Below are 20,453 nucleotides of genomic sequence, written 5' to 3'. Positions count from 1 at the left end.
ATGCCTTGTCCACTGCGCGGTCCACCGTCATGCCGCCTTCGGCCCCCCTTCCATCCGTTGCCCGTCTTGGCGCAGGTAGAGATCCCGTACCAGCGGAACAGGTCCAGGCCAGCAGGACCGGGACGGGCCGAACAATCCACGCGGGGTCCCCTGGGGCATCTCCGCATGGCGGGCATTTGCTCGTGGTCCACCCCCTGCCCCCGTGGGCTACACGTTCTGGGGTTGCGGGTGGAGTTGCTCGATTCGATCGCGCTTGGTGTACATGTCCCAGTACTGCTCGGCGATGTCGTCGGGGTCGACGACCGGGTACTCCGTGGTCGTCCCGGCCTCGGCGATGAGTGCGCTCATCTCGCTGCGTGCGATCGACGCTCCGACGGAAAGGGTGCCGGCATAAACACCCGCGGCGGCCAGTTCGCCGTGAAGTGAGTGGATGTAGTTGCGGGCGGCGGCTCCCAGGGGGGCCAGGCCGCTGAGTCCGGGCACGGGGTGGACCGCCGTGACACCGGTGGTCAGGAGGAAGGCCCCGTCTCCCCGTTCGGTCCACTCCGGAAGTACGGCGCGGATGATCTCCACGGGCGTCAGCAGGAACATCGCGAGGCCGCTCTCCAGCAGGGCGGCATCGGTCTGCGTGGCCGGGCCGAAGCTCTGGCCGGGGCTGAACGGCCCGTACTCGACCGCGTCGATGCGGCCGAAGCGCTCCCGGATGCCAGCGATCAGCGCCGGCACCTCTACGGGCCGGGACAGGTCGGCGGTGAACCCGGCGGCCTCGATGCCGTCCGCCGCCAGCTGCGCGACGAGCGCGTCCAGGCGCTCGCGTCGGCGTGCCACCAGGGCGACTCTGAAGCCCTCACGGCCGAAGCGGCGGGCGACGGAGGCCCCCAGACCGGTGCCGGCGCCGAAGACTGCGATCACTTTGGACATGGGGTGGACTCCTAGCTGCTCAGCATCTTGACCCGGTGGTCAACTTATGATTCGACGGTAGCATGTAAGTTGACCAGGGGGTCATCTTCTGTTGACGGGCAGAACAGGGCGCGGGAACGCCGGGCCAAGAGACCAGGAGGGACCAGCAGATGCGGGCCGACGCGCAACGGAACGCGGAGAAGCTGCGAGCAGCCGCCGCCGAGCTCTTCCAGGAGCGCGGGCTGCACGTGCCGCTCAAGGAGATCGCCCGCCGGGCAGGGGTGAGCCATGGCACCCTCTACAACCTCTTCGGCACACGCGAGGCCCTCATCGACGAGGTGGTGGCCGATCGCGCTTCACGTCTTCTGGACCAGGCCGCCGAGCAGGCGCTGTCCTTCGAGGACGCCTGGGAGGGTTTCGCGTACTACGTCGAGCAGCTGTGCGAACTCCAGGCCGCCGACACCGCGGTCGCCGATGCGGTCAGTGGCCGGTATCCGGGCGCGAAACGCCTCATGACCGCCTGCGACCGGAGCATGGGCGCCGCACAACGGATCGTCGAGCGGGCCCATGAAGCAGGCACCCTCCGCCCCGATTTCACCAACGCGGATCTGGTGTTCGTCTTCGCCGCCAACGCCCTGCTGGCCCGGGCCACCGGCGAAGCCGCCCCGAACGCATGGCGGCGCCAAGCCGCCTTCCTCCTGGACGGCCTGCGCACCGAATCCGCCCGCAGCCCCCTGCCTGCAAGCCTGCCGACCCCACAGCAGGTCCACGACGCCCTGGCAGGCCTCGGGGACAAGGCATAGAACCGACCCGCCAGCCCACAAGAGCCCGTCTGGTTCGCGTGTCGAAGCACCAAGGGGCACGCACTCTTGCGTCCTCCCGGCGTCGCAACATCGCCGGCGTCGCGAGCAGCCTCCGCTCCACCTGACACACCTGCGGATCATGGCTCAATCCGCACCCACTGCGCATCAGCCAACGACACGCCCGGGCCGACGACCGACTGATCCAAACGAAACCGCCTAGTCGTCCCGGACGGCCGGGAAGACCGTGTGGAGCAGGTGGAGCACGGTGCGGGTGAGGATCACGTGGAGGTCGGCGCGCGAGAGCGTGCCGCGGACCAGCCATTCCCGGGAGGCGGACTTCAGCATGGAGCTGTGGGCGCGGATCATCGCCCGCAGCTTCTCCCGGCCCTCGACGACGTCGGTCATCATCGCGGCCTCCAGGATGCGGTCCGTCGAGATCTCGTCCGACTCCAGCATGATCCGGTCGATCTCCGGATCGTTGCCGAGTCCTTCCAGGCCGATCGCGGACAGCCACATCTCACGGTTCCGCTCGACGACCTCGAGCCAGCGGTCGACACAGACGGACAATCGCTCCTCGGCGGTCGTCGGGGGCAGCCGCTCGGACACGGAGGCGGGAATGACCATCATCTGGCGCACGACCTCCAGGTAGAGCTCGCGCTTGCCGCCGAAATAGTGGTTGATCAGCGCGCGGGCCACGCCGGCCTCGGTGGCGATGTCCGACAGGGACACCTTGGTGTAGCCGCGCGCCCCGAAGAGCCGACGGGCCACGCTGAGGATCTCGGCACGCCTCGCGTCCGGTTCCATCCTGCGTCGCTGCGTCTGGCGCTGACCGCTCATACCGTTGTCGTCCTTCTCGTTGCTCTGCGGGTCTGGCTTCGTGGTCTTGCCTCGTGGTCGTGGTCTTTGCCTCGTGGTGTGTGACGGATTCATGTCTACATCGACCCGGCCGCCGCGCGCGGGGAGTCGATGTTTCTCCGCGCCCCGAACTCACTGTTGGCTCTACGTCAATAGTCGGCGCATGTCGGAGCCGTACTTGCCCGAAATTCCTTCCTACGGCTTTACACGCAAGCAATTCTAGGCCTGCGAGCTCTATTGACACTGCGCCAATACGTGGCATTACTAGTCCCGCCGGATCCGCTGGGTCCGCGCTGCGGTGTCCACCACGAGAAGGAAGGGCGAGCACGGTGAGCGAAGCCTTCATCTACGACGCGATCCGCACCCCGCGCGGCAGAGGCAGGGACGGCGCCCTGCGCCACATCACGCCGCTTTCGCTGGTGACCGGACTGATCGACGAGTTGGGCCGGCGGCTGCCGGGCCTGGACCCCGGCCGGCTCGACGATGTCGTGCTCGGTGTGGCTACGCCGGTCGGCGACCAGGGCATGGACCTGGCCAAGGCCGCGGCCCTCGCCGCGGGATTACCCGACCACGTGACCGGAGTCCAGCTCAACCGGCTGGGCGCCTCGGGGCTCGAAGCAGTCAACTTCGCTGCCCAGACGGTCCGTTCGGGGTGGGAGCACCTGGTACTGGCGGGGGGCGTCGAATCGATGTCGCGGGTCCCGATGGAGAGCGACGGCTGCCCGATGGCCGACGCCCCGGGGATCGCCTACGACCTCCGCTTCGTCCCGCAGGGCATCGGCGCCGATCTGATCGCAACTCTCGGCGGCTTCACCCGGGAGGACGTCGATACGTTCGCCGTACGCTCGCAGAATCGGGCGGCCGCCGCCTGGTCCGGCGGGTATTTCGCCAAGTCGGTGGTGCCGGTCAGGGACCGTGGCGGGGTCATCGTGCTGGAGCAGGACGAACCCCTTTGCCCGGACACGACGTTGGAGACGCTCGGCAGGCTGACGTCCTCGTTCGCGGACATCGGTGATTTCGGCCGCCTCGACGCGATGGCGCTGGAAAAGTACCCCGTGGTCGAGCGAATTGAGCACGTCCACACCCCCGGCAACTCCTCCGGCATCGCCGACGGTGCCGCGCTCGTCCTGATCGGCTCCGAACAGGCCGGGGTCGAACTCGGCCTGGCCCCTCGGGCGCGCATCGTCTCCACCGCGCTGAGCGGAGCGGATCCGACGATCATGCTCACCGGTCCCGCCCCCGCCACCCGGAAGGCACTGGACCTCGCCGGCCTGACGGTGGCGGACATCGACCTCTTCGAGATCAACGAGACCTTCGCGTCCGTGGTCCTGCGCTACGTCGAGGACCTCGGCCTGTCCTGGGACAAGCTCAACGTGAACGGCGGTGCGATCGCCATGGGGCATCCGATCGGCGCCACCGGAGCAATGCTCGTCAACGCCGTCGTGGACGAACTCGAACGTCGCTGCGCGCGCCGGGCCGTCGTAAGTCTCTGCGCCGGCGGCGGCATGGGCATCGCCACCGTCGTCGAGCGCCTGTGAACTTCCTGCCCACATGTGCGAGCGCCCCGGCAAAGGCTGCCCGAGCGGTCCGGCCGCCTTCGCCGACCGGCCCGCCGAACTCGCCGACGGCTATGACGCCCGCTTCACGCCGACTCACGCCCCGGCAACGGGAACCACGAGCCGCCGCGGCTGACGCACTGCCGGCTTCCGGGCTTCCGGGCTGCTGCTCACGAAGGCGTCCGGCTCGACGGTCAGCGGGCGGATGGGTCCTCACGCGTGAGAAACACATCGGCATTTCCCTCGCCATACGCAAGGTCATCAGCGGAACTCAAGGAGGAGTTGAGGAGAATGGACGAACTCAGCAGACGCAAGATGTTGTTCGCGGGCGGCACTCTGACAGCGCTCGGAATGCTCGGCATCGCCTCGCCCGCCCGTGCGCAGACCCCCTGGACCTGGTCCCCGGTAGCCTCGGTGGCCGGCTCGGGCACGGGCAACGATCCGCACTGGATCTGGGACGACGAGGCCGACCCCGTGATCGCCGACGTCATCAAGCGCGGCGACGTCCCCAAGGTCAACGAACTGCTGCGCACCTGGACCCGCAACGACCAGCCGCTGCCGGACGGACTGCCGGGCGATGTGCGGGAGTTCATGGAGAAGGCACGCGAACTGCCTCCCTGGACGGTCCAGTCCAAGCTCGACGCCGCCGCCCGTTTCACCACGAAGAAGGGCATCTACGCCGGCGCGCTGTACGGGCTGGGCAGCGGTCTGATGAGTACCGCCATCCCCCGCGAGGCGCGCGCCGTCTACTACTCCAAGGGCGGTGCGGCCATGAAGGACCGCATCTCCAAGACGGCCAAGCTCGGCTACGACGTCGGGGACCTGGACGCCTACCGCCCCTCGGGCGAGATGATCGTGACCACCGTCAAGACGCGGATGGTGCACGCCGCCGTGCGGTACCTGCTGCCGCAGTCGCCCGGCTGGTCCGACACCAGCGGCGGCCAGACGATTCCGATCAGCCTCGCGGACGTGATGGTCACCTGGCACAGCCTGCCCACCTTCGTCATGCGCAAGCTCCTGGAGTGGAAGGTCCCCGTCAGCGCCTCCGAGTCCGAGGCGTATCTGCACGTGTGGCAGGTGACCGCGCACATGCTGGGCGTGCGCGACGAGTTCATCCCGGCCAGCTGGGCGGCGGCCAACGCCCAGTCCAGGCAGCTCCTCGACCCGGTCCTCGGCCCGACGGACGAGGGCAAGAAGCTCACCGAGGTGCTGCTGGACATCGTCGCCGAGCTCGACGCGGGCGCCACGCGTCCCCTGATCTCCGCGTTCTCCCGGTACACGCTCGGGGACCAGATCGGTGACTACATCGGGCTGCGGAAGTCGAGGCCGCTGGAGACGACGGTGGAGGCCGCGTGGCCGCTTCTGGTGGCGTTTCGTGAAGGTCTGATCCCCCTGCCGCTGGTTCCGGCCGTGGCCTGGACGCTCGAGGAGATCATCAGGAAGATCGTCCTTGTCTTCCTCTCCGAGGGCGAGAGGATCAGCATCGAGCTCCCGGACGCCAACCGCCCTTCCTGAGCCACCCGTTGACGCCCCGAAGGTGATCCCGAGAGGCAGGAGTACCTACGTATGGAGAAGACAGGTGCCGCGTCCGGTGCGAGCGGCATCGGCCGGCGCCGGTTCCTCGGCTACGTGCTGGCCGCGCCGACCCTGGCGACCGCCGCCGACCTGGGCACCGCGTCCGGGGCCGCGGCGGACGGGATCCCCTCCGGGGACATCACCGACATCGTCGACCTGAACGACGTGATGACCCTGGCGGCCCGGCCCACCGCGAACCTGATCAAGGTGGTGGTGCACACGGACGGCACCGTGTCGTTCGCGTTGCCGCGCGCCGAGGTCGGCCAGGGCATCACCACGTCGACAGCGATGCTGATAGCGGAGGAGCTGGACGTTCCGCTCGACCGGGTGCGGGTCACGTTGGCCGACGCCCGGCCGGAACTGGTGTTCAACCAGCTCACCGGCGCATCGAACACCACCATCTCCACCTTCACCCCGGTCCGGGTCGCGGCCGCCACCGCGCGGGGCCGCCTGCTGGAGACGGCGGCGATCGAACTCGGCGCGCTCGTCACCGACCTCACCCTGAAGGCCGGCGTCGTCACCGATACCGCGGGCCGCAGCATCGGCATCGGCGAGCTCGCGGGGAAGGCCGCGAGTACCACCCCGCGCCACGTGCTGGTGGAACTCAAGGAGCGCGACGAGTTCACCGTCATCGGCACGCCCCGCAACCGCATCGACGCACTCGCCGCCGTCACCGGGCGCAAGAAGTTCGCCATGGACCTCCAGGTCTCCGACGCGCTGCCGACCATGGTGTGCCGACCGCCGACCCTCAACGGCAGGCCCGGGCCCGTCACCAACCTCGACCAGGTCCGCGCCATGCACGGCGTCACCGACGTCGCCGTGGTCTCCACGGGCGTGGCCGTACGCGCCCGGACGTTCGGCCAGTGCATCGACGCCGTACGGGCGCTGCGGGTGACGTGGAAGGCCGGCACCGCCGAGGGCAAGTCGGACGCGTCCGTGCTCAAGGAGCTGCGCGCCGCCGAACTCTCCCTCGGGCTGCCCGCGGCGGCCCCGTCGGTGGAGGAGACCTTCACCTTCCACTTCCGCAGCAACAGCGCGCTGGAGACCAACTGCGCCATCGCCGACGTACGGCCCGACCGCGCCGAGATCTGGTCGGGCCTCAAGGCGCCGATCGTCGCCCGGCAGGCCATCGCGGCCAAACTCGGGCTGCCGCCGGGCGCGATCACCGTCCATGTCACCGAGAGCGGCGGCTCGTTCGGCCGCAAACTCTTCTTCGACGCGGCCCTGGAGGCCGCCGAGATCTCGCAGCGGATCGGCAAACCCGTCAAGCTCATGTGGCACCGGGCCGACGACTCGCGCCAGGGACGTACCCACCCCATGGCCACCTCCCGGGTGAGAGCCACGTACCTCGGCGGTTCCGTCCTCAGCTACCGCCAGCGGCACACCAGCGTCGCCACCGACCTCAGCCATGGACTCGGCGAGATCTTCACCGCCCTGGCCGCGAAGCTCCCGGTGGGCGACATCGGCTTCTCCGAGACCTTCTTCCAGCTGTCCCAGTCCATGCCCTACGACTTCGGCCTCCACAGCCGCCTGCTCGCGGAGACGGACAAGGGCTTCAACACCGGAAGCATGCGGGGCGTCTACTCGCCCGACGTCACCTGCGCCCGTGAGCTGATCGTCGACCGGCTCGCCGCCAAGACGGGAAAGGACCCGCTCCGCTTCCGCCGTGACGCCCTCAGGGACGACCGGTCCAAGGCCGTCGTCGATGCAGTGGCACAGGCCGGAGACTGGGGCCGCGCCATGCCCGATGGAACGGCGCAGGGCATCGCCTTTCACTCCGAGTACCACGCGGTCAGCGCGGTCCTGGTGGAGATCGACTGCCGGCCCGGGACCGTGAACCGGCCCGTCCGCGACGGAGTGGCGGGACCACGCGTCACCAAGGCCGTCATCGCCGTGGACGTCGGTCTCGCCGTCAACCCGCGCGGCCTGGAAGCCCAGATGACGGGCTGCCTGATGGACGGCATCGCCCAAACCCTCACCTCCAGCCTGCACCTGCGCGACGGCCACTTCCTGGAGGCGAGCTGGGACAATTATTTCTACACCCGGCAGTGGAACACGCCGCCCGAGCTGGAGATCATCATCATGCCGACGACCACCGGGGAACCGGGCGGCGCCGGTGAACTGGGTGTCTCCGCGTCGATGGCGGCGGTCGCCTGCGCGTACGGCAGGGCCACGGGCACGATGCCGACCACCTTCCCCATCAATCACGGCACGCTCTCCTTCACCCCCAAACCGACCGTTCCGCCCATCCCCGCATCCCCCACCGACGGCTTGGACCACGTCCGCTGAGCTGCCGGTCCCCCCAAGGAGAGGCCCCGTGCCCGAGCACACATTCCGCGTCAACGGCGAGCAGGTGACGGTCGAGGCGGCAGACGACGAGCGATTGCTGTGGGTGCTGCGCGATCTGCTCGGCATCACCGGACCGAAGTACGGCTGCGGCATCAACGTCTGCAAGGCCTGCACCAGTCACGTCAACGGCAAGGCCGCCAACCCGTGCGCCATCCCCGTCAAGGACCTGGGCCCGGGCGACGAAGTGACCACGATCGAAGGGCTCCCGGCCACGGTCGGTGCCGACCTGCATCCGATGCAGCAGGCCTGGCTGGACCAGGACGTGGCGCAGTGCGGCTACTGCCAGCCCGGCCAGATCATGGCCGCGGTCGCCCTGGTGCGCAGGGTCGGGGCGGAGGGCCGCGAGATCACCGACGACGACCTGGACGGCATCCGCAACATCTGCCGCTGCGGTACGTACACGCGTATCCGGGAGGCGATCAGGGCCGGGGCCAAGAACATGTAAGGGCTGCGGACCGACCCCGGCTCCCCCTCCCCGGTCCGGCACGCGCGCCGGACCGGGGGCAGGCCGCGGGCCAAGACGCCGTTCGGGAGACGCTGCTTGAAGTACTAGGAACGGATCCGGCACTCCGCGGGCGGCCGGCTGTCGGTGATGAAGGCTCTGGCCAAGCCGGCGACGGCATCGGGCCGTTCCATCAGCAGCATGTGATCGCAGTCGGGAATCGTGACGAAGCGGCTGCCGTCGATGGTCTCGGCGAACGCGCGTTGCAGGTCGGGCGGGGTGAGGGTGTCGTGCTCGCCGGTGAAGACCAAGGTGGGCACACCCGCCAGGCCGCCGGTCAGGGCGGTGCGCGTTCCCAGGGCGCGGGCCAGCATGTCCTGGGCGTGCGGCCGTTGGGCAACTCTCAGCAGGGAGCGCCGGAAAGAGCGCAGGGCCAGGTCGCGGCGGTGGACCCGGCGGCTGTCGTCCAGGCAGAACATCTCCGCGGAGATAGCCGCGACGAACCCCTCCGCGTCACCGTTCGCCAGGAGTTCGCTGGCTTTGCGGTAGCGGGCGAAGGGGGCGTCGGTGAGGTGGGCGGGCACGCCCCCCAAGAGGAGACGGGCGCAGCGCCGGGGACGGCGCTGGGCGTAGCGGAAGGCGAGGACCGCGCCGTGGGAGTAACCGAAGAGGTTGACGCGCGGTACCTGCAGGTCATCCACGATGGCGTCGAGCACCGCGTCGAGCAGGGTGAGGGTGTGCTCGGGGCGGGGCACGTCGGAGTCGCCCGCGCCGGGCAGGTCCGCGGTGAGCAGGCAGGACACGTCCGTCAGGGCGTCTTCGAGCTGCACCCAGTCGTACATCCCCTGGAAGGCGCCGCCCAGCGCGATGAGCGGTTCGGACCGCGAGGCGGTGGGAGACACCAGGCGATAGCTGCAGGACAGGCCGTCCACGTTCAACGTGCGTACGCAGTGCATGCGCCGATCCCCCGCCTCAGGCCCTGGTGAGGACGAGTGCGGCGTTGTGGCCCCCGAAACCGAGCGAGGAGCTTGCCGCGCACGCAAGCCGTGCGGGGCGGGCGGTGCGGGCCACCACGTCGACCGGCACGCCCGGGTCCTGCACCTCCAGGTTGACTGTCGGGGGCACCAGTTGCTCCTCCAACGCCAGGGCGGTCAGGGCGGCTTCGATGCCGCCGGTGGCGCCCAGGGTATGTCCGGTCATGGCCTTGGTGGACGTGACGAGCGGACCGTCGCCGAAGACGCGGTGCAGGGCCGCGCTTTCGACGAGGTCGTTCATGACCGTGGAGGTGCCGTGGGCGTTGACGTGCCCGATGTCCCCGGCAGTGACCTCGGCGTCGGCCAGTGCGGCCCGCAGGGCCGCTTCGATGCCCTGTCCGCTCTCGTCGGGAGCCACCGGGGACAGGGCGTCACTGGTGGAGCCGTACCCGGCCAGCTGCGCGCGGACGGTGGCACCGCGGGCCCGGGCGTGCTCGGGGCGTTCCAGGACCAGCAGTCCGGCGCCCTCGCCGATGACGAAGCCGTCCCGGCCGGCGTCGAAGGGCCGGCCGGCGGCGGGGTTGTCCACCCGGGTGGACAGGGCCCGCATCCGGCAGGTGCTGGCGAACATCAGCGGTGAGCGCAGGGCCTCCGCCCCGCCGGCCACGGCGATGTCGCAGCGGTTGGCGCGCAGCCAGCCCAGAGCGGTGCCGATCGCGTCGGTGCCGGAGGCGCAGGCCGTGCTGACCGTCAGGCTCGGCCCTCGTGCGCCGAGGTCCTGGCAGATGCCGCCGGTGGCGTTGTTGGGCATGCTCAACGGCGCGACCTTGGGGGCGACCCGGCGGGCCCCGCGCTCGCTCAGGACGGCCTGCTGTTCGTCGTAGTAGAGCAGGCCGCCGTGCGCGGTGCCCACCACGACCGCGACGCGGGCGCCGTCCCAGGTTTCGGGGTCGAGCCCCGCGTCGGCGACGGCTTCGCGGGCCGCGATGACGGCGAACTGGGCGAAACGGTCCAGGAGCAGGGTGGCCCGGCCGAGTCTGGCCTCGGGGTCGAGCCCGTCCACCGTGTACATGAAGTCACAGGGCAGGTCGCGCAGGGATGCCAGGCTGCGCACGCCCCGGGGGGATGGGGCGGTGGTGACTTCGCTCCAGGTCTCCTTGGCGCTGTGCCCCGCCGCCGTCACCAGACCGATACCGGTCACCGCGGCGGCCCAGGAGCCGTAGCTCTGCGCCATCAGGCCACCGCCGCCTTGGCGCACACCGCGTCCACCAGCTGTTGCACGGTGCTGCGCGACGTCAGCTGCACATCGTCCAGGTCGACGTGCAGTTCGTCCTCGAGAACCAGCCGCAACTCCTCCAGGGCCAGGGAGTCGATGTGCAGCCGGTGCAGCGGCTGGTCGGGGTGCACCGTCTCCGGAGCAAGGCGGTACATCCTTACCAGTACGGCGGTGACCCGGTCTGCGACATCCATCAACTGCTGCTCCTTCTGGCGCTGTTCGCGGTCCTTCGTCGGCTCAACGCCAACCCGTACGCGAAGTGACGTCCACCGGCCCCGATCAACCCGTTCGGGGCACAGCACTTCGGGGGGTGCACCACGCGGCTGCCGCGCCCCGGGGATCAGCCGTGCGAAGACAGGGTGCAACTGCGCGGGCAGCATCGGCAGGGGCGCCGTCACACGCCGTGCGCCGCGTCGTACCGCCGTCCCACGACGACGCGTGGAACCCCTCGCCGTCAGGGATTTCCTTCCTCGCGGGCCGCCCGCAGCCTCCTTCGGCCTGCCCGCCCTCCTTGGACGAGGGGCGTGCCCCTCGTCCACGTTTCCTCCCCACCGCGGACATCTTCTTTACACGGATCCGTTTCAGGGGCGCAGTCACGGCTAGACGGGGGGCATGGCTGAAACCGCGAAGAACGACCAGAACGCACAGGGCGCCAAGGCCACGACCGCCGCCCGATCCGCAGGCCGGACCGCCGCGTCGACGGCGTCCAAGGCATCCAAGAAGACCGAGTCGGCAGCTGCCGATGTCCGCGAGGCGGGCACCGGTCACGTGGTTGCCCTCACGTCGAAGGCGAAGGCGGGCGGTGAGTTCCTGTCCACCGTTCCCGTGAAGTCCTTGCAGGCCGCGACGACGGCCTGGGCCGTCGTCAAGCATCGCAGAGCGATAGTGGCGGGGGCGGGCGGCGGCGCGATCGCCGCGCTGGTGGGCGCCTATGGACTGGGCCGGGTGAGTGCGCGGCGCGGCCACGGACCGATCACCCGCGCTACCGGCGGCCGATTTTGATGATCCGTCAGCTCTCTCGGCGCGTCGGGAGTCGCGCACAATAGCTCGTAGGTGAGGGACCGGCCAACGCACGTGGGTCGGTCCCCACTTGCGTCTTGCGTGCGTCGCGACGTGCGGTCGTCATGGCGTGAGTGCGGCACGCCTTGTTGTACGAGGAGAAGCCGGATTCGTAGACGGTGAAACCGGCGGACACCGCGAGCCAGATGAGCAGCGCGAGAAATCCGCCCGGGGTGACCCACCGCCAGCCCCGCCCCCTCACGTTGGGCGTCACCCAAAACAAATAGGCCATCATCAGTACCAGCAGCACCGCTAATACCGACTACTTCGCCACCGACCGCCCGTGAGCGCGGTGTCCCCAACTCCGAATGCGCTTCCGGCCCCTCTTGGCGAAGCCGACCGCGAATACCACGATGAGCGCACTCACCGCCGCCAATGCCATCAGCGCAGGGTGAGGCCAAGACGCATTGGAAGGATCTTCCGAAGGGGCAGGCCTCCGGTACGGCATAGATCTGGTTCGCGGTCCTGGCGAAAGCTCCGGGCGGGGCCCGGCCCGAGGGTCTCCGGATTCTTCAGAACCTTCTGTGTGGCGCTCTCCCCCACCACCCCCAAAAGCGCTACCAGAACCAGGAGCGCCGGGTAGAGGGAGAGAACGCCGTAGTACGTCAACGCCTCGGCTCGGTCGCGGAGTTCATCCTCCTGGAACTGGCGGAAACTCCTCTTGCGTGCCGCTTTCCAGGCCTGCTTGGGAGATCGGCCGGCGAGTCGGGCGCTCGTCGTTCGACCGCTTCGGACGGAACGGAATAATCAGTTTCGTTTTCAATCGCTTCCGCGGGTGCGCCCGAGTGCTCTCCCCTCTTCATCTGGGCCATACGTACCGCATGTCCTGCGCGTTCGGAAATATCTCTTCCGATCGGGAGTCGTAAGTCGGTTCAAGCGGGGAATCCGGTCTCCGTCCCCTGCCTGAGCCGTCTGCCCGTCCGTCCATCCGGAAATGTGGCGTTACTCGCACTTGACTATCTTCCGGTGCGGCTCAAGGCCAGGGGCGTCACATCGGTCCACAGGATTTCAGGTTTAGCCAGGGATCCATGGGTACAGGGGGCGAGATGCTTTATGACTGACTCTTCTCAGCCAGCGGGCGCAGAGTCCCGTACACGCAAGAAAACCACCGCCAAAAAGACCCGGAGTTCCGGCGAACACGCCGAGCCCTCAGCGCCACGACGCACCAAGAGACTCCGTCCGGCCGACGCCATCCGCGAAGCACGCGCACAGCTTTCCGAGCTCACCGGCAAGCCGGTCGACGCGGTCTCCACGTTCAGTGCCACCGAGAACGGCTGGCGGCTGGAGGTGGAGGTGCTGGAACTCACCCGTGTCCCCGACACGATGAGTCTGCTCGCGAGCTACGAGGTCACGCTCGACAGCGAGGGGATCCTCACCGGCTATCAGCGGCTCAGGCGCTATGAGCGCGGTCGCTCCGACGACCGCGCTTCCGGGTGACACCCGCCGGATGTCATCCGCCGGCTGATTTCGCCGGCCATCACCACCCGGGAAGGCACCCCGCACGAGCGTGCGCGGCGCTCTCCCGGCCATCGACGACAAGAAGGGGAGAAACACCATGACAGTCGCCACCACGCAGAGCAGCGGAGGCGGAGGGTCCAGCGGCCTCTACGACGTGCTGGAGCTGGTTCTCGACCGCGGCCTGGTGATCGACGCGTTCGTACGCGTCTCCCTGGTCGGCATCGAGATCCTCAAGATCGACGTACGTGTCGTCGTCGCCAGCGTGGACACCTATCTGCGCTTCGCCGAGGCCTGCAACCGCCTGGACCTGGAGAGCGGCAGCAAGAAGCCCTCAGGCCTGACCGACATCATCGGCGACACCATGGAGTCAGGCGCCCACGGCAAGACCAAGGGCGCCCTGTCCGGCGCGGCGGAGACCATATCCGACGCCTTCAGCCAGGCCCGCGACGAGGGCAAGAGCCCCTCCCGGTCGCGACAGCGCCGCACCTCGAGCCGCAAGGAGGAGCAGGAATGAGCACGTACGTCTACGGCATCGCGGACGCGGGACACCCCGGCCTCCCCGAGGGGGCCACGGGTGTGGGAAACCCCGCACTGCCCCTGCGCACGGTCACCAGCGGCGGGCTGATCGCACTGGTCAGCGACGCCCCGGAGAATCTGCGGCCCAAGCGGCGGGATCTGCTGGCCCACCAGAGCGTCCTGGCCGACGCCGGGAGCGGAGGCACGGTGCTGCCCATGCGCTTCGGCAGTCTCGCGCCGGACGACGACGCGGTCGCCGCCGCCCTCAGCGAGCGCGAGACCCATTACCAGGAACGTCTGGCGGCGCTGCACGATCGCGTCGAGTACAACGTCAAGGCCCAGCACGACGAGGATGCCGTGCTGCGCACTGTCATGGCGGAGAACCCCGATGTCCGCGCCCTGCGGGACACCAACCGCAGCGCCGGAGGCGGCAGCCACCAGGACAAGATGCGGCTCGGCGAGCTGGTCGCCACGGCCGTGCAGCATCGCGAGGCCCGGGACGCCGCGGTGGTGCGGGCCGCGCTGGAGCCGCACGCGGACGCGGTCAGCGCCGCGCCCGACAGCAGCGGCTGGATCACCAACCTCTCCTTCCTGGTGGGCCGTTCCTCCTATCAGCCGCTCCTGGATGCCGTCGACGAGCTCCGCCAGGCCCATCCCCACCTCGTCCTGCGGGTCAACGGTCCGCTGGCTCCCTACAGCTTCGTGGAACCCGACGTCACGCAGCCCGTCGCGGGTTAGGGCCCGATGGGACTGCTGAGCGACGTGCTCCTGCTGCCGCTCGCCCCCGTGCGGGGCTCCCTGTGGGTCATGGAGCAGGTCGTCGCCGACGCGGAGCGCCAGTACTACGACCCTTCGACCATCAAGGCGCAACTGGCCGCACTGGAAGAGCAGTTGGAAGCGGGCGAGGTCGACGAGGAGACGTTCGACCGGCTCGAGGACGCCCTCCTCGACCGGCTGGAAGCCAGCCGCACAAGACAATCAGGCGCGTGACGTCACACGGCGCGCGAGAACGGACACCACACCATGAACAACAGATCAACGCTGGGCCTTGCCGTAGGCGCCGGATATCTCCTCGGACGCACGAAGAAACTGAAGCTGGCCATCGCCGTCGGCACCGTGGTCGCCGGCAAGAAGCTGCAGCTGAGCCCCAAGGCCGTCCTGGACCTGGCGCGCACTCAGCTGGAGAACAACCCGCAGTTCAAGGAGATAGGCGGACAGCTGCGCGAGGACTTCCGCGGCGTCGGCAAGGCCGCCACCGGAGCGATCCTCGAACGGCTGATGGAAGGTCTGGCCGGCAAGCTGCACAGCAGCACGGCCGGTGTACGTGACCGTCTCGCGGGAGCGGCGCCCGGCACCGACGACATCGAGGACACGGCGGACAAGGCCACCGGCGGGCTGAGCGGCAAGGCCACCGCACGCGCGTCGAAGAGCACGGAGAAGTCGAAGGGCCAGGAGAAGGGCGAGAGCCGCGAGGACGGTGACCGCTCGCAGGACACCGAGCGGCCGGCCTCCCGCAAGCGGGCTCCGGCCAAGAAGTCCGCCCCGTCCGACGAGCGCGAGCCCGCGCCGCGCAAGCGGACGCAGAGCGCCCCGGGAACGGCCAAGAAGTCGGCGTCGGCATCGGCGCGCAAGAGCACCGGGGCCGCCCGGCGTGCCCCGCGCAGCGGTGCGAAGGGAGAGCGCGGCAATGGCTGAAGCGCCCGCGACCAACCCGCTGAAGGACCTGGCCAAGAGCCAGGCCGCGGACAAACTCAAGGCCGAGGCCCAGGACTACCTGGCGGCGCAGGCGACCCGCCTGCTCACCGGGGCCGGGCGCAAGCTGGGCCAGACCACGACCAAGCTCAACGACATCGCCGAGGGCAACAGCCCCGGCTTCGCCAAGCTCGCCCTGGAGGGCGGCCGGAAGCTCGCCGACGGCAAGGGGCCGCTGCGCTCCGCCGTCGAGGTCGGTGCCGGGCACCTCAAGGACAACCTGGTCGGCGGGGTCAAGGGCCTGTTCGGCAAGGGCGGCAAGGGCAAGTCGAAGGCGGGCAGCGGCCAGAAGCCGACGGTCATCCTGGAGAGCATCGACATCGGCGTGGGGGTGCGTACCGCCTACGACCAGTGGACCCAGTACCAGGAGTTCTCCACCTTCGCCCGCGGCGTGAAGAACGCCAACCGCGCGGACGACGTGACCTCCGACTGGCAGATGAAGATCTTCTGGTCCAGCCGGAGCTGGAAGGCGCACACCACCCAGCAGGTCCCCGACCAGCGCATCTGCTGGACCTCCGAGGGCGCCAAGGGCACGACCAAGGGTGTCATCACCTTCCACGAGCTGGGCGAGAACCTCACCCGCGTCCTGCTGATCATCGAGTACTACCCCAAGGGCCTGTTCGAGAAGACCGGCAACATCTGGCGGGCCCAGGGCCGCCGCGCCCGCCTCGACCTCAAACACTTCGCCCGGTTCATATCGATCAAGGGTGAAGCGACCGACGGCTGGCGCGGTGAGATCCAGGACGGCGAGGTCGTACGCAGCCACGACGACGCGGTCGCGGAAGAGGAGGAGAACGCCGCGAACGCCTCCGAGGACGACGAGGCGTTCGACCAGGACGACGAGTACCCAGACGAGGAACCTCGCGACGGCGCCGGGGAACCCGACGACGGATACGAGGACTACGAGGACGAGGAGGAGTACGTCGACGAGGACGCCGCGGCCCACGAGGACGACGACCTCGAGGACGAGTACTCCGAGGACGAGTACGACGACGAAACCGGCGAAGAGGACGCGGAGTTCGAGGACGGCGAGGAACTCGCGGACGAGGACGAGTACGACACCGACCTCGAGGATGACGAGGCCTCTGCCGACGAGCGTGAGCAGCCCGAGCACGCCGGTTCGCGGAGCCGTTGATGGGCCCCGCGAACAGCTTTCCCGACTCCCCTCTCGGCGGCGGGAACTCGGGGGCCAACCTCGCCGACATCCTCGAGCGCGTCCTGGACAAGGGCATCGTCATCGCGGGTGACATCAAGATCAACCTGCTCGACATCGAGTTGCTCACCATCAAGTTGCGCCTGATCGTCGCCTCGGTCGACAAGGCGAAGGAGATGGGCATCGACTGGTGGGAGCAGGACCCGGCGTTGTCGTCCGGCGCCCGGCATCAGGAACTCGCCCGGGAGAACACCGAACTGAGGCAGCGCCTCGCCGCCCTGGAGAACGACAGCGCACGCGGGGAGCCCGAATCGCTCCCCGGAACGGAGACGCCCCGTGACTGAGTTGCGTTACGTCTACGCGATCTGCGGCCCCCTCGACGCCCCGCCCGCGGCAGAAGCGGCCGGCGTCGCGGGGGCCGCCCCCCGCCTGCTCCATCACCTCGGCCTGACCGCCGTCGTCGGCGACGTGCAGGCCGAGCAGTTCACCGAGAAGGCGCTGCGCCGCAACCTGGAGAATCTGGACTGGCTCTCCGATACCGCCCGCGCGCATCAGGCGGTGATCGCCGAACTCGCCTCGGCCACCAGTCCCCTGCCGTTGCGCCTGGCCACGGTGTTCCACGACGACGACGGCGTACGGTCCATGCTGGAAGCCGAGGCCGACCGCTTCCGGGCCTCGCTCGAGCGCCTGCACGATCGCGTCGAATGGGGCGTGAAGGTCTATGTGGAGGCCCCTTCGGCCAGTCAGGACGGCGGAGCGACCGCCGCGTCCGGCTCGGGCAGCGGACTGCGCGACCGCCTCTCGTCCGACTCGCTCGCCTCGGGGTCCGGCCGCGACTACCTGCGGCGGCTGCGGACCGAGCGGGCGGGCCGGGACGACGCCTGGCGCCGGGCGGAGGGCTTCGCGCAGGAGCTGCACGACGCGTTGGCGCAGCACGCCGACGACACGCGCATGCACCCTCCGCAGAGCTCCGAGCTGAGCAGTTCCTCGGGCCGCAATGTGCTCAACGCGGCCTACCTGGTGAGCCGCTCGATGTCGGAGACCTTCGTGGAACTGGTGAACGGCCAGGCGGACCAGGAGCCCGGCCTGCGTGTGGAGCTGACCGGCCCCTGGGCCGCCTACTCCTTCTCCACGCCGCCCGAGGAACGCTCCGAGGCGCAGCCGGCGGCAGGGGGCAGGCGATGACCGTCGTCGAACGGCGGGAGATCGCACTCGTCGATCTGCTCGATCGTCTGCTCGCCGGCGGTGTCGTCCTCGTGGGGGACCTCACTCTGCGCATCGCGGACGTGGACCTCGTGCGGATCGACCTCAATGCCCTGATCAGCTCCGTGAACGAGAACGTACCCTCCCCGTGGGAAGACCTGCCGTGAGCACACCCGACGAAGCCAACCGTGCGGCTGACGCGTCTGCGTCCGCCGAGAACGCCCCCTGTGATGCCTGTGGCGCGGCTCCTTCCGGCACCCCGGCAGAGCGGCGGTCCGGACACGTCAAGATCGATCCTGACACCGTGGAACGCGACTTGATGAAGCTCGTGCTCACCATCGTGGAGCTGCTGCGGCAGTTGATGGAACGTCAGGCCGTACGCCGCTTCGACACGGGGGATCTGTCGGAGGACCAGGAGGAGCGGATCGGTCTTACCTTGATGCTGCTGGAGGACCGGATGGCCGAACTGCGCGAGCGCTATGACCTCGGCCCCGAGGACCTCAACATCGACCTGGGGCCGCTGGGACCGCTGCTGCCGCGCTGACGGCGGCAGAGCACGTGATCAAGGCTCTTCTCGTGGATTGAGGGATTCGTGCCTTCGGGGATTCGGGGATACCGGATCCCCGAAGGCACGTCGTGGCGCGGTTCGGCGTCAACGCGGCAGTTCCACGTCGGAGTTCAGGCCGGGAACGCTTCCCGGCGCGGCCGAGGAACCGTCTCGGGACGGTTCCTCGGCAAGAGTCCACCTACGTCCCGCGAGATAGACGCTGACCAGCCCGAAAATGATCACGGCCAGCAGCACAGGAGCGGAACTGGACGCAGCCAGATCGGCCAGATGGGTTCGCATGATCTTCGTGTACCCAGAAATGGGTCCGTGAGCGGAGTCAGACAGTCCGGACTGCCATTGATTATCGCGAGGCCGGGCCGAAAAGCGTCTTGAGAACGGCCAAATTCTCGCCGTAGGACCGCAGTTTCGGGGCACATGGGACAGCAAAGGCCTCGACTGACAGAGGCTCCTGATGCGCAAGGAGATGACGGTGCTGCTTCCCACGCCTGCCGAACTTCGACGGGCATTGGCGCGATACGCCGACGCTGCCATCGATGACGAGCGTCATTCGACGCCTGAGAAAGCCCGTACACGAGAGGACCACGCTTACACGCTCTGCGTCATGACGGGCACCACCAATATCTTCGAGGCAATGCGTGCTGCGGACGCCATAGTGGAAAGCACCGCCACTGACCTGCCGACCGTGACGTCAAGTGTCGGGGCGCTCTCGCCCGCGCAGAAGCAGGACGACGTCACCGAAGCCGCCTGACCGCAGGCCCTGTCGCAATTCGCCCGGGCCCGCGGAGTCTTCGCGACACGCGAAGGGTCCTCCCTCTCACGAACGGAGAGGGAGGACCCACAAGGGACAAGCCCGTCCCTGCTAGAAATAGTGCTTGCGTCCCCCCACCGCGCGCCCGCTGGCGCCCAGGACCCACAGGACAGCGCCGACCACGACGAGAATGCCGCCCACTGTCGACAGCAGGGAGATACCGGCCAGTAGACCGATGATGAGCAAGATGGCGCCCAGGACAATCATGTGGATTCCTAACGTCAAGTAATTTCGAGATGCGCGGCCTTCTTTCCGGCCCGCGTCTCCCGCCCTCTGCACAGCCGGATCGGGTAAACCCGACATCCGCGAACTGTGCGGTTGCCGGTTCATTGCCGCGCGACCTCCGTGTGCCCCTCCTTGACTTGCCCATGCACGAACAAGCTCTTTTTGTCGTCGCTCATCGAATGCGACGCCATCTGCCGACGAGCCACCCCCGTCCGCCCGGCCCCATTGGGGCCGCAACGCCACAGCAGGGCCGCGCGCAGATCGAGTTTGTGATCGCCTTCCCGCAGCATGGCGGACTCCGTCCGGGTCCTGCCGCTGACCACCGTGGCGGCGACTGTCTCCGGGCAGGTGCCGGGGTGTGTATCGCGGCCGATCGGCAGTACTACACGTGCAGCACGACGTCCACGGGCGGCGGTGGGGCAGGGACTCCGAACGGCAGGCCCACCCTGCTGACCACCGCCGGGCAGCCGCTGCACCTCGGATGCGACTTGTCCGGAGCAGAGACCGAAACGAACTCCCCCGCAGGGCAACCCCCTGGCCCTCAGCTCCGACGGGAAGACGCTGGCGAGCCTGCGCCGCGATGGGCGGATCACACTCAGGACATCGCAGCCCGCAAGACGTCCGCGACCATCACCGGACCCAGCTCCGGCGTGACCTGTGTCGCGTTCGGGCACAGCGGGGTCCTGACGGGCGGTTTCCTTGACGGCACCGTCACCCTGCGGGACACGGTCAGCGGCAGGAGCATCGCGGTCCTCACTACCGGCACCAACAGCGCCGTCAGTTCCCTCACCTTCAGCCCGGACGGTGCGTTTCTCGCCAGCATGACCAGAAAGCTCACTGTCTGCCCACTCGAGCAGTGAGATCCCGCGGAGAACAGGCGCGGCTGAGCGCCGTGGAAACACGGCCTGCCGCCCAGCCTCACCACCCCCGCTTTCCGCGCTCTGCCGGGTCGGCTGGCCGAGGCGTGGCACGAGGCCGAGG

General features: G+C 68.9%; 28 protein-coding genes. 19 read left to right on the top strand and 9 right to left on the bottom strand.

Annotated features, from left to right (window positions below):
* Positions 1 to 207: 207 nt before the first annotated feature.
* Positions 208 to 921 (bottom strand): SDR family NAD(P)-dependent oxidoreductase, encoded by a 714-nt coding sequence (locus ABZ906_RS39330; protein ID WP_361390946.1) that lies wholly within the window; start codon positions 919 to 921, stop codon positions 208 to 210.
* Positions 922 to 1,070: 149 nt separating this feature from the next.
* On the opposite strand from ABZ906_RS39330, the gene ABZ906_RS39325 reads away from it, so the two are divergent.
* Entirely contained in the window at positions 1,071 to 1,703 is a 633-nt protein-coding gene (locus ABZ906_RS39325; RefSeq protein WP_361390944.1) for a helix-turn-helix domain-containing protein, read from the top strand.
* A 216-nt stretch (positions 1,704 to 1,919) separates the two neighbouring features.
* On the opposite strand, the gene ABZ906_RS39320 is transcribed toward ABZ906_RS39325, so the two are convergent.
* Positions 1,920 to 2,540 (bottom strand): helix-turn-helix domain-containing protein, encoded by a 621-nt coding sequence (locus ABZ906_RS39320; protein ID WP_361390942.1) that lies wholly within the window; start codon positions 2,538 to 2,540, stop codon positions 1,920 to 1,922.
* Positions 2,541 to 2,887: 347 nt separating this feature from the next.
* Between ABZ906_RS39320 and ABZ906_RS39315 the strand changes: the two genes are divergently transcribed.
* The 5 genes from ABZ906_RS39315 to ABZ906_RS39295 all read left to right on the top strand — a co-directional run bounded on the left by ABZ906_RS39315 (position 2,888) and on the right by ABZ906_RS39295 (position 8,483).
* A complete protein-coding gene (locus tag ABZ906_RS39315; RefSeq protein WP_361390940.1) occupies positions 2,888 to 4,096 on the top strand; it encodes an acetyl-CoA C-acetyltransferase in 1,209 nt (402 codons plus the stop codon).
* Positions 4,097 to 4,109: 13 nt separating this feature from the next.
* Positions 4,110 to 4,250: a hypothetical protein gene (locus ABZ906_RS39310; protein ID WP_361390938.1), complete on the top strand. Its 141-nt coding sequence runs from the start codon at positions 4,110 to 4,112 to the stop codon at positions 4,248 to 4,250.
* A 155-nt stretch (positions 4,251 to 4,405) separates the two neighbouring features.
* On the top strand, positions 4,406 to 5,629 hold the full coding sequence (locus ABZ906_RS39305) for an oxygenase MpaB family protein (RefSeq protein ID WP_361191508.1): 1,224 nt from the start codon (positions 4,406 to 4,408) through the stop codon (positions 5,627 to 5,629).
* A gap of 51 nt (positions 5,630 to 5,680) precedes the next feature.
* Positions 5,681 to 7,978 carry a molybdopterin cofactor-binding domain-containing protein gene (locus tag ABZ906_RS39300; protein WP_361390936.1) on the top strand — a complete coding sequence of 766 codons (2,298 nt, stop codon included), beginning with the start codon at positions 5,681 to 5,683 and terminating at the stop codon, positions 7,976 to 7,978.
* 28 nt (positions 7,979 to 8,006) lie between these two features.
* Positions 8,007 to 8,483: a (2Fe-2S)-binding protein gene (locus ABZ906_RS39295; RefSeq protein ID WP_361191514.1), complete on the top strand. Its 477-nt coding sequence runs from the start codon at positions 8,007 to 8,009 to the stop codon at positions 8,481 to 8,483.
* A gap of 104 nt (positions 8,484 to 8,587) precedes the next feature.
* Here the strand turns inward: ABZ906_RS39295 and ABZ906_RS39290 are convergent, their stop codons facing one another.
* The 3 genes from ABZ906_RS39290 to ABZ906_RS39280 are packed head-to-tail and all read right to left on the bottom strand — an operon-like array spanning position 8,588 to position 10,924.
* Positions 8,588 to 9,436: an alpha/beta hydrolase gene (locus ABZ906_RS39290; protein ID WP_361390934.1), complete on the bottom strand. Its 849-nt coding sequence runs from the start codon at positions 9,434 to 9,436 to the stop codon at positions 8,588 to 8,590.
* A 16-nt stretch (positions 9,437 to 9,452) separates the two neighbouring features.
* A complete protein-coding gene (locus tag ABZ906_RS39285) occupies positions 9,453 to 10,688 on the bottom strand; it encodes a beta-ketoacyl-[acyl-carrier-protein] synthase family protein (protein ID WP_361390932.1) in 1,236 nt (411 codons plus the stop codon).
* Positions 10,688 to 10,924 carry an acyl carrier protein gene (locus tag ABZ906_RS39280; RefSeq protein WP_361390930.1) on the bottom strand — a complete coding sequence of 79 codons (237 nt, stop codon included), beginning with the start codon at positions 10,922 to 10,924 and terminating at the stop codon, positions 10,688 to 10,690. The genes ABZ906_RS39285 and ABZ906_RS39280 overlap by 1 nt, the downstream gene beginning before the upstream one ends.
* A 418-nt stretch (positions 10,925 to 11,342) precedes the next feature.
* Between ABZ906_RS39280 and ABZ906_RS39275 the strand changes: the two genes are divergently transcribed.
* Positions 11,343 to 11,732: a hypothetical protein gene (locus ABZ906_RS39275; protein ID WP_361390928.1), complete on the top strand. Its 390-nt coding sequence runs from the start codon at positions 11,343 to 11,345 to the stop codon at positions 11,730 to 11,732.
* A gap of 7 nt (positions 11,733 to 11,739) precedes the next feature.
* On the opposite strand, the gene ABZ906_RS39270 is transcribed toward ABZ906_RS39275, so the two are convergent.
* Complete coding sequence (locus ABZ906_RS39270) at positions 11,740 to 12,021, bottom strand: YhjD/YihY/BrkB family envelope integrity protein (protein WP_361391162.1); 282 nt, start codon at positions 12,019 to 12,021, stop codon at positions 11,740 to 11,742.
* A gap of 821 nt (positions 12,022 to 12,842) precedes the next feature.
* On the opposite strand from ABZ906_RS39270, the gene ABZ906_RS39265 reads away from it, so the two are divergent.
* The 10 genes from ABZ906_RS39265 to ABZ906_RS39220 all read left to right on the top strand — a co-directional run bounded on the left by ABZ906_RS39265 (position 12,843) and on the right by ABZ906_RS39220 (position 18,415).
* The gene (locus tag ABZ906_RS39265) at positions 12,843 to 13,226 is read left to right on the top strand and encodes a gas vesicle protein (RefSeq protein ID WP_361390926.1); all 384 of its coding nucleotides are present in this window, start codon (positions 12,843 to 12,845) and stop codon (positions 13,224 to 13,226) included.
* Positions 13,227 to 13,344: 118 nt separating this feature from the next.
* Entirely contained in the window at positions 13,345 to 13,761 is a 417-nt protein-coding gene (locus tag ABZ906_RS39260) for a gas vesicle structural protein GvpA (RefSeq protein ID WP_361191528.1), read from the top strand.
* On the top strand, positions 13,758 to 14,501 hold the full coding sequence (locus ABZ906_RS39255; RefSeq protein WP_361390924.1) for a GvpL/GvpF family gas vesicle protein: 744 nt from the start codon (positions 13,758 to 13,760) through the stop codon (positions 14,499 to 14,501). The genes ABZ906_RS39260 and ABZ906_RS39255 overlap by 4 nt, the downstream gene beginning before the upstream one ends.
* A gap of 6 nt (positions 14,502 to 14,507) precedes the next feature.
* Entirely contained in the window at positions 14,508 to 14,753 is a 246-nt protein-coding gene (locus ABZ906_RS39250; RefSeq protein WP_361191533.1) for a gas vesicle protein GvpG, read from the top strand.
* A 33-nt stretch (positions 14,754 to 14,786) separates the two neighbouring features.
* Positions 14,787 to 15,458, top strand: coding sequence for a DNA primase (locus ABZ906_RS39245; protein WP_361390922.1), 672 nt, complete (start codon positions 14,787 to 14,789; stop codon positions 15,456 to 15,458).
* A complete protein-coding gene (locus ABZ906_RS39240) occupies positions 15,451 to 16,650 on the top strand; it encodes an SRPBCC family protein (RefSeq protein ID WP_361390920.1) in 1,200 nt (399 codons plus the stop codon). Before ABZ906_RS39245 ends, ABZ906_RS39240 begins: the two co-directional genes overlap by 8 nt.
* A complete protein-coding gene (locus ABZ906_RS39235) occupies positions 16,650 to 17,012 on the top strand; it encodes a gas vesicle protein (protein ID WP_361191540.1) in 363 nt (120 codons plus the stop codon). The genes ABZ906_RS39240 and ABZ906_RS39235 overlap by 1 nt, the downstream gene beginning before the upstream one ends.
* Entirely contained in the window at positions 17,005 to 17,853 is an 849-nt protein-coding gene (locus ABZ906_RS39230) for a GvpL/GvpF family gas vesicle protein (RefSeq protein ID WP_361390918.1), read from the top strand. The genes ABZ906_RS39235 and ABZ906_RS39230 overlap by 8 nt, the downstream gene beginning before the upstream one ends.
* Positions 17,850 to 18,038, top strand: a complete 189-nt coding sequence (locus ABZ906_RS39225) for a gas vesicle protein (protein ID WP_361191545.1) — start codon at positions 17,850 to 17,852, stop codon at positions 18,036 to 18,038. Before ABZ906_RS39230 ends, ABZ906_RS39225 begins: the two co-directional genes overlap by 4 nt.
* 122 nt (positions 18,039 to 18,160) lie before the next feature.
* Positions 18,161 to 18,415 (top strand): gas vesicle protein K, encoded by a 255-nt coding sequence (locus ABZ906_RS39220; protein ID WP_361391159.1) that lies wholly within the window; start codon positions 18,161 to 18,163, stop codon positions 18,413 to 18,415.
* Between the two features lie 108 nt (positions 18,416 to 18,523).
* Here the strand turns inward: ABZ906_RS39220 and ABZ906_RS39215 are convergent, their stop codons facing one another.
* Positions 18,524 to 18,718, bottom strand: a complete 195-nt coding sequence (locus ABZ906_RS39215) for a hypothetical protein (protein ID WP_361390916.1) — start codon at positions 18,716 to 18,718, stop codon at positions 18,524 to 18,526.
* A 172-nt stretch (positions 18,719 to 18,890) separates the two neighbouring features.
* Between ABZ906_RS39215 and ABZ906_RS39210 the strand changes: the two genes are divergently transcribed.
* A complete protein-coding gene (locus tag ABZ906_RS39210) occupies positions 18,891 to 19,187 on the top strand; it encodes a DUF5133 domain-containing protein (protein WP_361390914.1) in 297 nt (98 codons plus the stop codon).
* A gap of 111 nt (positions 19,188 to 19,298) precedes the next feature.
* On the opposite strand, the gene ABZ906_RS39205 is transcribed toward ABZ906_RS39210, so the two are convergent.
* Together ABZ906_RS39205 and ABZ906_RS39200 are read right to left on the bottom strand one after the other, a co-directional pair.
* A complete protein-coding gene (locus ABZ906_RS39205; protein ID WP_361191556.1) occupies positions 19,299 to 19,454 on the bottom strand; it encodes a DUF6131 family protein in 156 nt (51 codons plus the stop codon).
* A gap of 119 nt (positions 19,455 to 19,573) precedes the next feature.
* A complete protein-coding gene (locus ABZ906_RS39200; RefSeq protein WP_361391177.1) occupies positions 19,574 to 19,762 on the bottom strand; it encodes a hypothetical protein in 189 nt (62 codons plus the stop codon).
* Between ABZ906_RS39200 and ABZ906_RS39195 the strand changes: the two genes are divergently transcribed.
* Entirely contained in the window at positions 19,742 to 20,332 is a 591-nt protein-coding gene (locus ABZ906_RS39195) for a hypothetical protein (RefSeq protein ID WP_361391156.1), read from the top strand. The genes ABZ906_RS39200 and ABZ906_RS39195 overlap by 21 nt on opposite strands.
* The last annotated feature ends 121 nt before the right edge of the window (positions 20,333 to 20,453 follow it).

Origin of the sequence: Streptomyces sp. NPDC046925 (assembly GCF_040644915.1) — a bacterium.
In the GTDB taxonomy this organism is placed as follows: domain Bacteria; phylum Actinomycetota; class Actinomycetes; order Streptomycetales; family Streptomycetaceae; genus Streptomyces.
This window is presented reverse-complemented; position numbering and strand designations above follow the sequence as displayed.

Coding starts and splice junctions, on each gene's coding strand:
- ABZ906_RS39305 (WP_361191508.1), top strand. CDS start 4,406: ATGGACGAACTCAGCAGACGCAAGATGTTGTTCGCGGGCGGCACTCTG.
- ABZ906_RS39290 (WP_361390934.1), bottom strand. CDS start 9,436: ATGCACTGCGTACGCACGTTGAACGTGGACGGCCTGTCCTGCAGCTAT.
- ABZ906_RS39325 (WP_361390944.1), top strand. CDS start 1,071: ATGCGGGCCGACGCGCAACGGAACGCGGAGAAGCTGCGAGCAGCCGCC.
- ABZ906_RS39250 (WP_361191533.1), top strand. CDS start 14,508: ATGGGACTGCTGAGCGACGTGCTCCTGCTGCCGCTCGCCCCCGTGCGG.
- ABZ906_RS39300 (WP_361390936.1), top strand. CDS start 5,681: ATGGAGAAGACAGGTGCCGCGTCCGGTGCGAGCGGCATCGGCCGGCGC.
- ABZ906_RS39285 (WP_361390932.1), bottom strand. CDS start 10,688: ATGGCGCAGAGCTACGGCTCCTGGGCCGCCGCGGTGACCGGTATCGGT.
- ABZ906_RS39310 (WP_361390938.1), top strand. CDS start 4,110: ATGTGCGAGCGCCCCGGCAAAGGCTGCCCGAGCGGTCCGGCCGCCTTC.
- ABZ906_RS39210 (WP_361390914.1), top strand. CDS start 18,891: ATGCGCAAGGAGATGACGGTGCTGCTTCCCACGCCTGCCGAACTTCGA.
- ABZ906_RS39265 (WP_361390926.1), top strand. CDS start 12,843: ATGACTGACTCTTCTCAGCCAGCGGGCGCAGAGTCCCGTACACGCAAG.
- ABZ906_RS39275 (WP_361390928.1), top strand. CDS start 11,343: ATGGCTGAAACCGCGAAGAACGACCAGAACGCACAGGGCGCCAAGGCC.
- ABZ906_RS39330 (WP_361390946.1), bottom strand. CDS start 921: ATGTCCAAAGTGATCGCAGTCTTCGGCGCCGGCACCGGTCTGGGGGCC.
- ABZ906_RS39260 (WP_361191528.1), top strand. CDS start 13,345: ATGACAGTCGCCACCACGCAGAGCAGCGGAGGCGGAGGGTCCAGCGGC.
- ABZ906_RS39245 (WP_361390922.1), top strand. CDS start 14,787: ATGAACAACAGATCAACGCTGGGCCTTGCCGTAGGCGCCGGATATCTC.
- ABZ906_RS39280 (WP_361390930.1), bottom strand. CDS start 10,924: ATGGATGTCGCAGACCGGGTCACCGCCGTACTGGTAAGGATGTACCGC.
- ABZ906_RS39200 (WP_361391177.1), bottom strand. CDS start 19,762: ATGCTGCGGGAAGGCGATCACAAACTCGATCTGCGCGCGGCCCTGCTG.
- ABZ906_RS39215 (WP_361390916.1), bottom strand. CDS start 18,718: ATGCGAACCCATCTGGCCGATCTGGCTGCGTCCAGTTCCGCTCCTGTG.
- ABZ906_RS39235 (WP_361191540.1), top strand. CDS start 16,650: ATGGGCCCCGCGAACAGCTTTCCCGACTCCCCTCTCGGCGGCGGGAAC.
- ABZ906_RS39320 (WP_361390942.1), bottom strand. CDS start 2,540: ATGAGCGGTCAGCGCCAGACGCAGCGACGCAGGATGGAACCGGACGCG.
- ABZ906_RS39225 (WP_361191545.1), top strand. CDS start 17,850: ATGACCGTCGTCGAACGGCGGGAGATCGCACTCGTCGATCTGCTCGAT.
- ABZ906_RS39205 (WP_361191556.1), bottom strand. CDS start 19,454: ATGATTGTCCTGGGCGCCATCTTGCTCATCATCGGTCTACTGGCCGGT.
- ABZ906_RS39240 (WP_361390920.1), top strand. CDS start 15,451: ATGGCTGAAGCGCCCGCGACCAACCCGCTGAAGGACCTGGCCAAGAGC.
- ABZ906_RS39270 (WP_361391162.1), bottom strand. CDS start 12,021: ATGGCCTATTTGTTTTGGGTGACGCCCAACGTGAGGGGGCGGGGCTGG.
- ABZ906_RS39255 (WP_361390924.1), top strand. CDS start 13,758: ATGAGCACGTACGTCTACGGCATCGCGGACGCGGGACACCCCGGCCTC.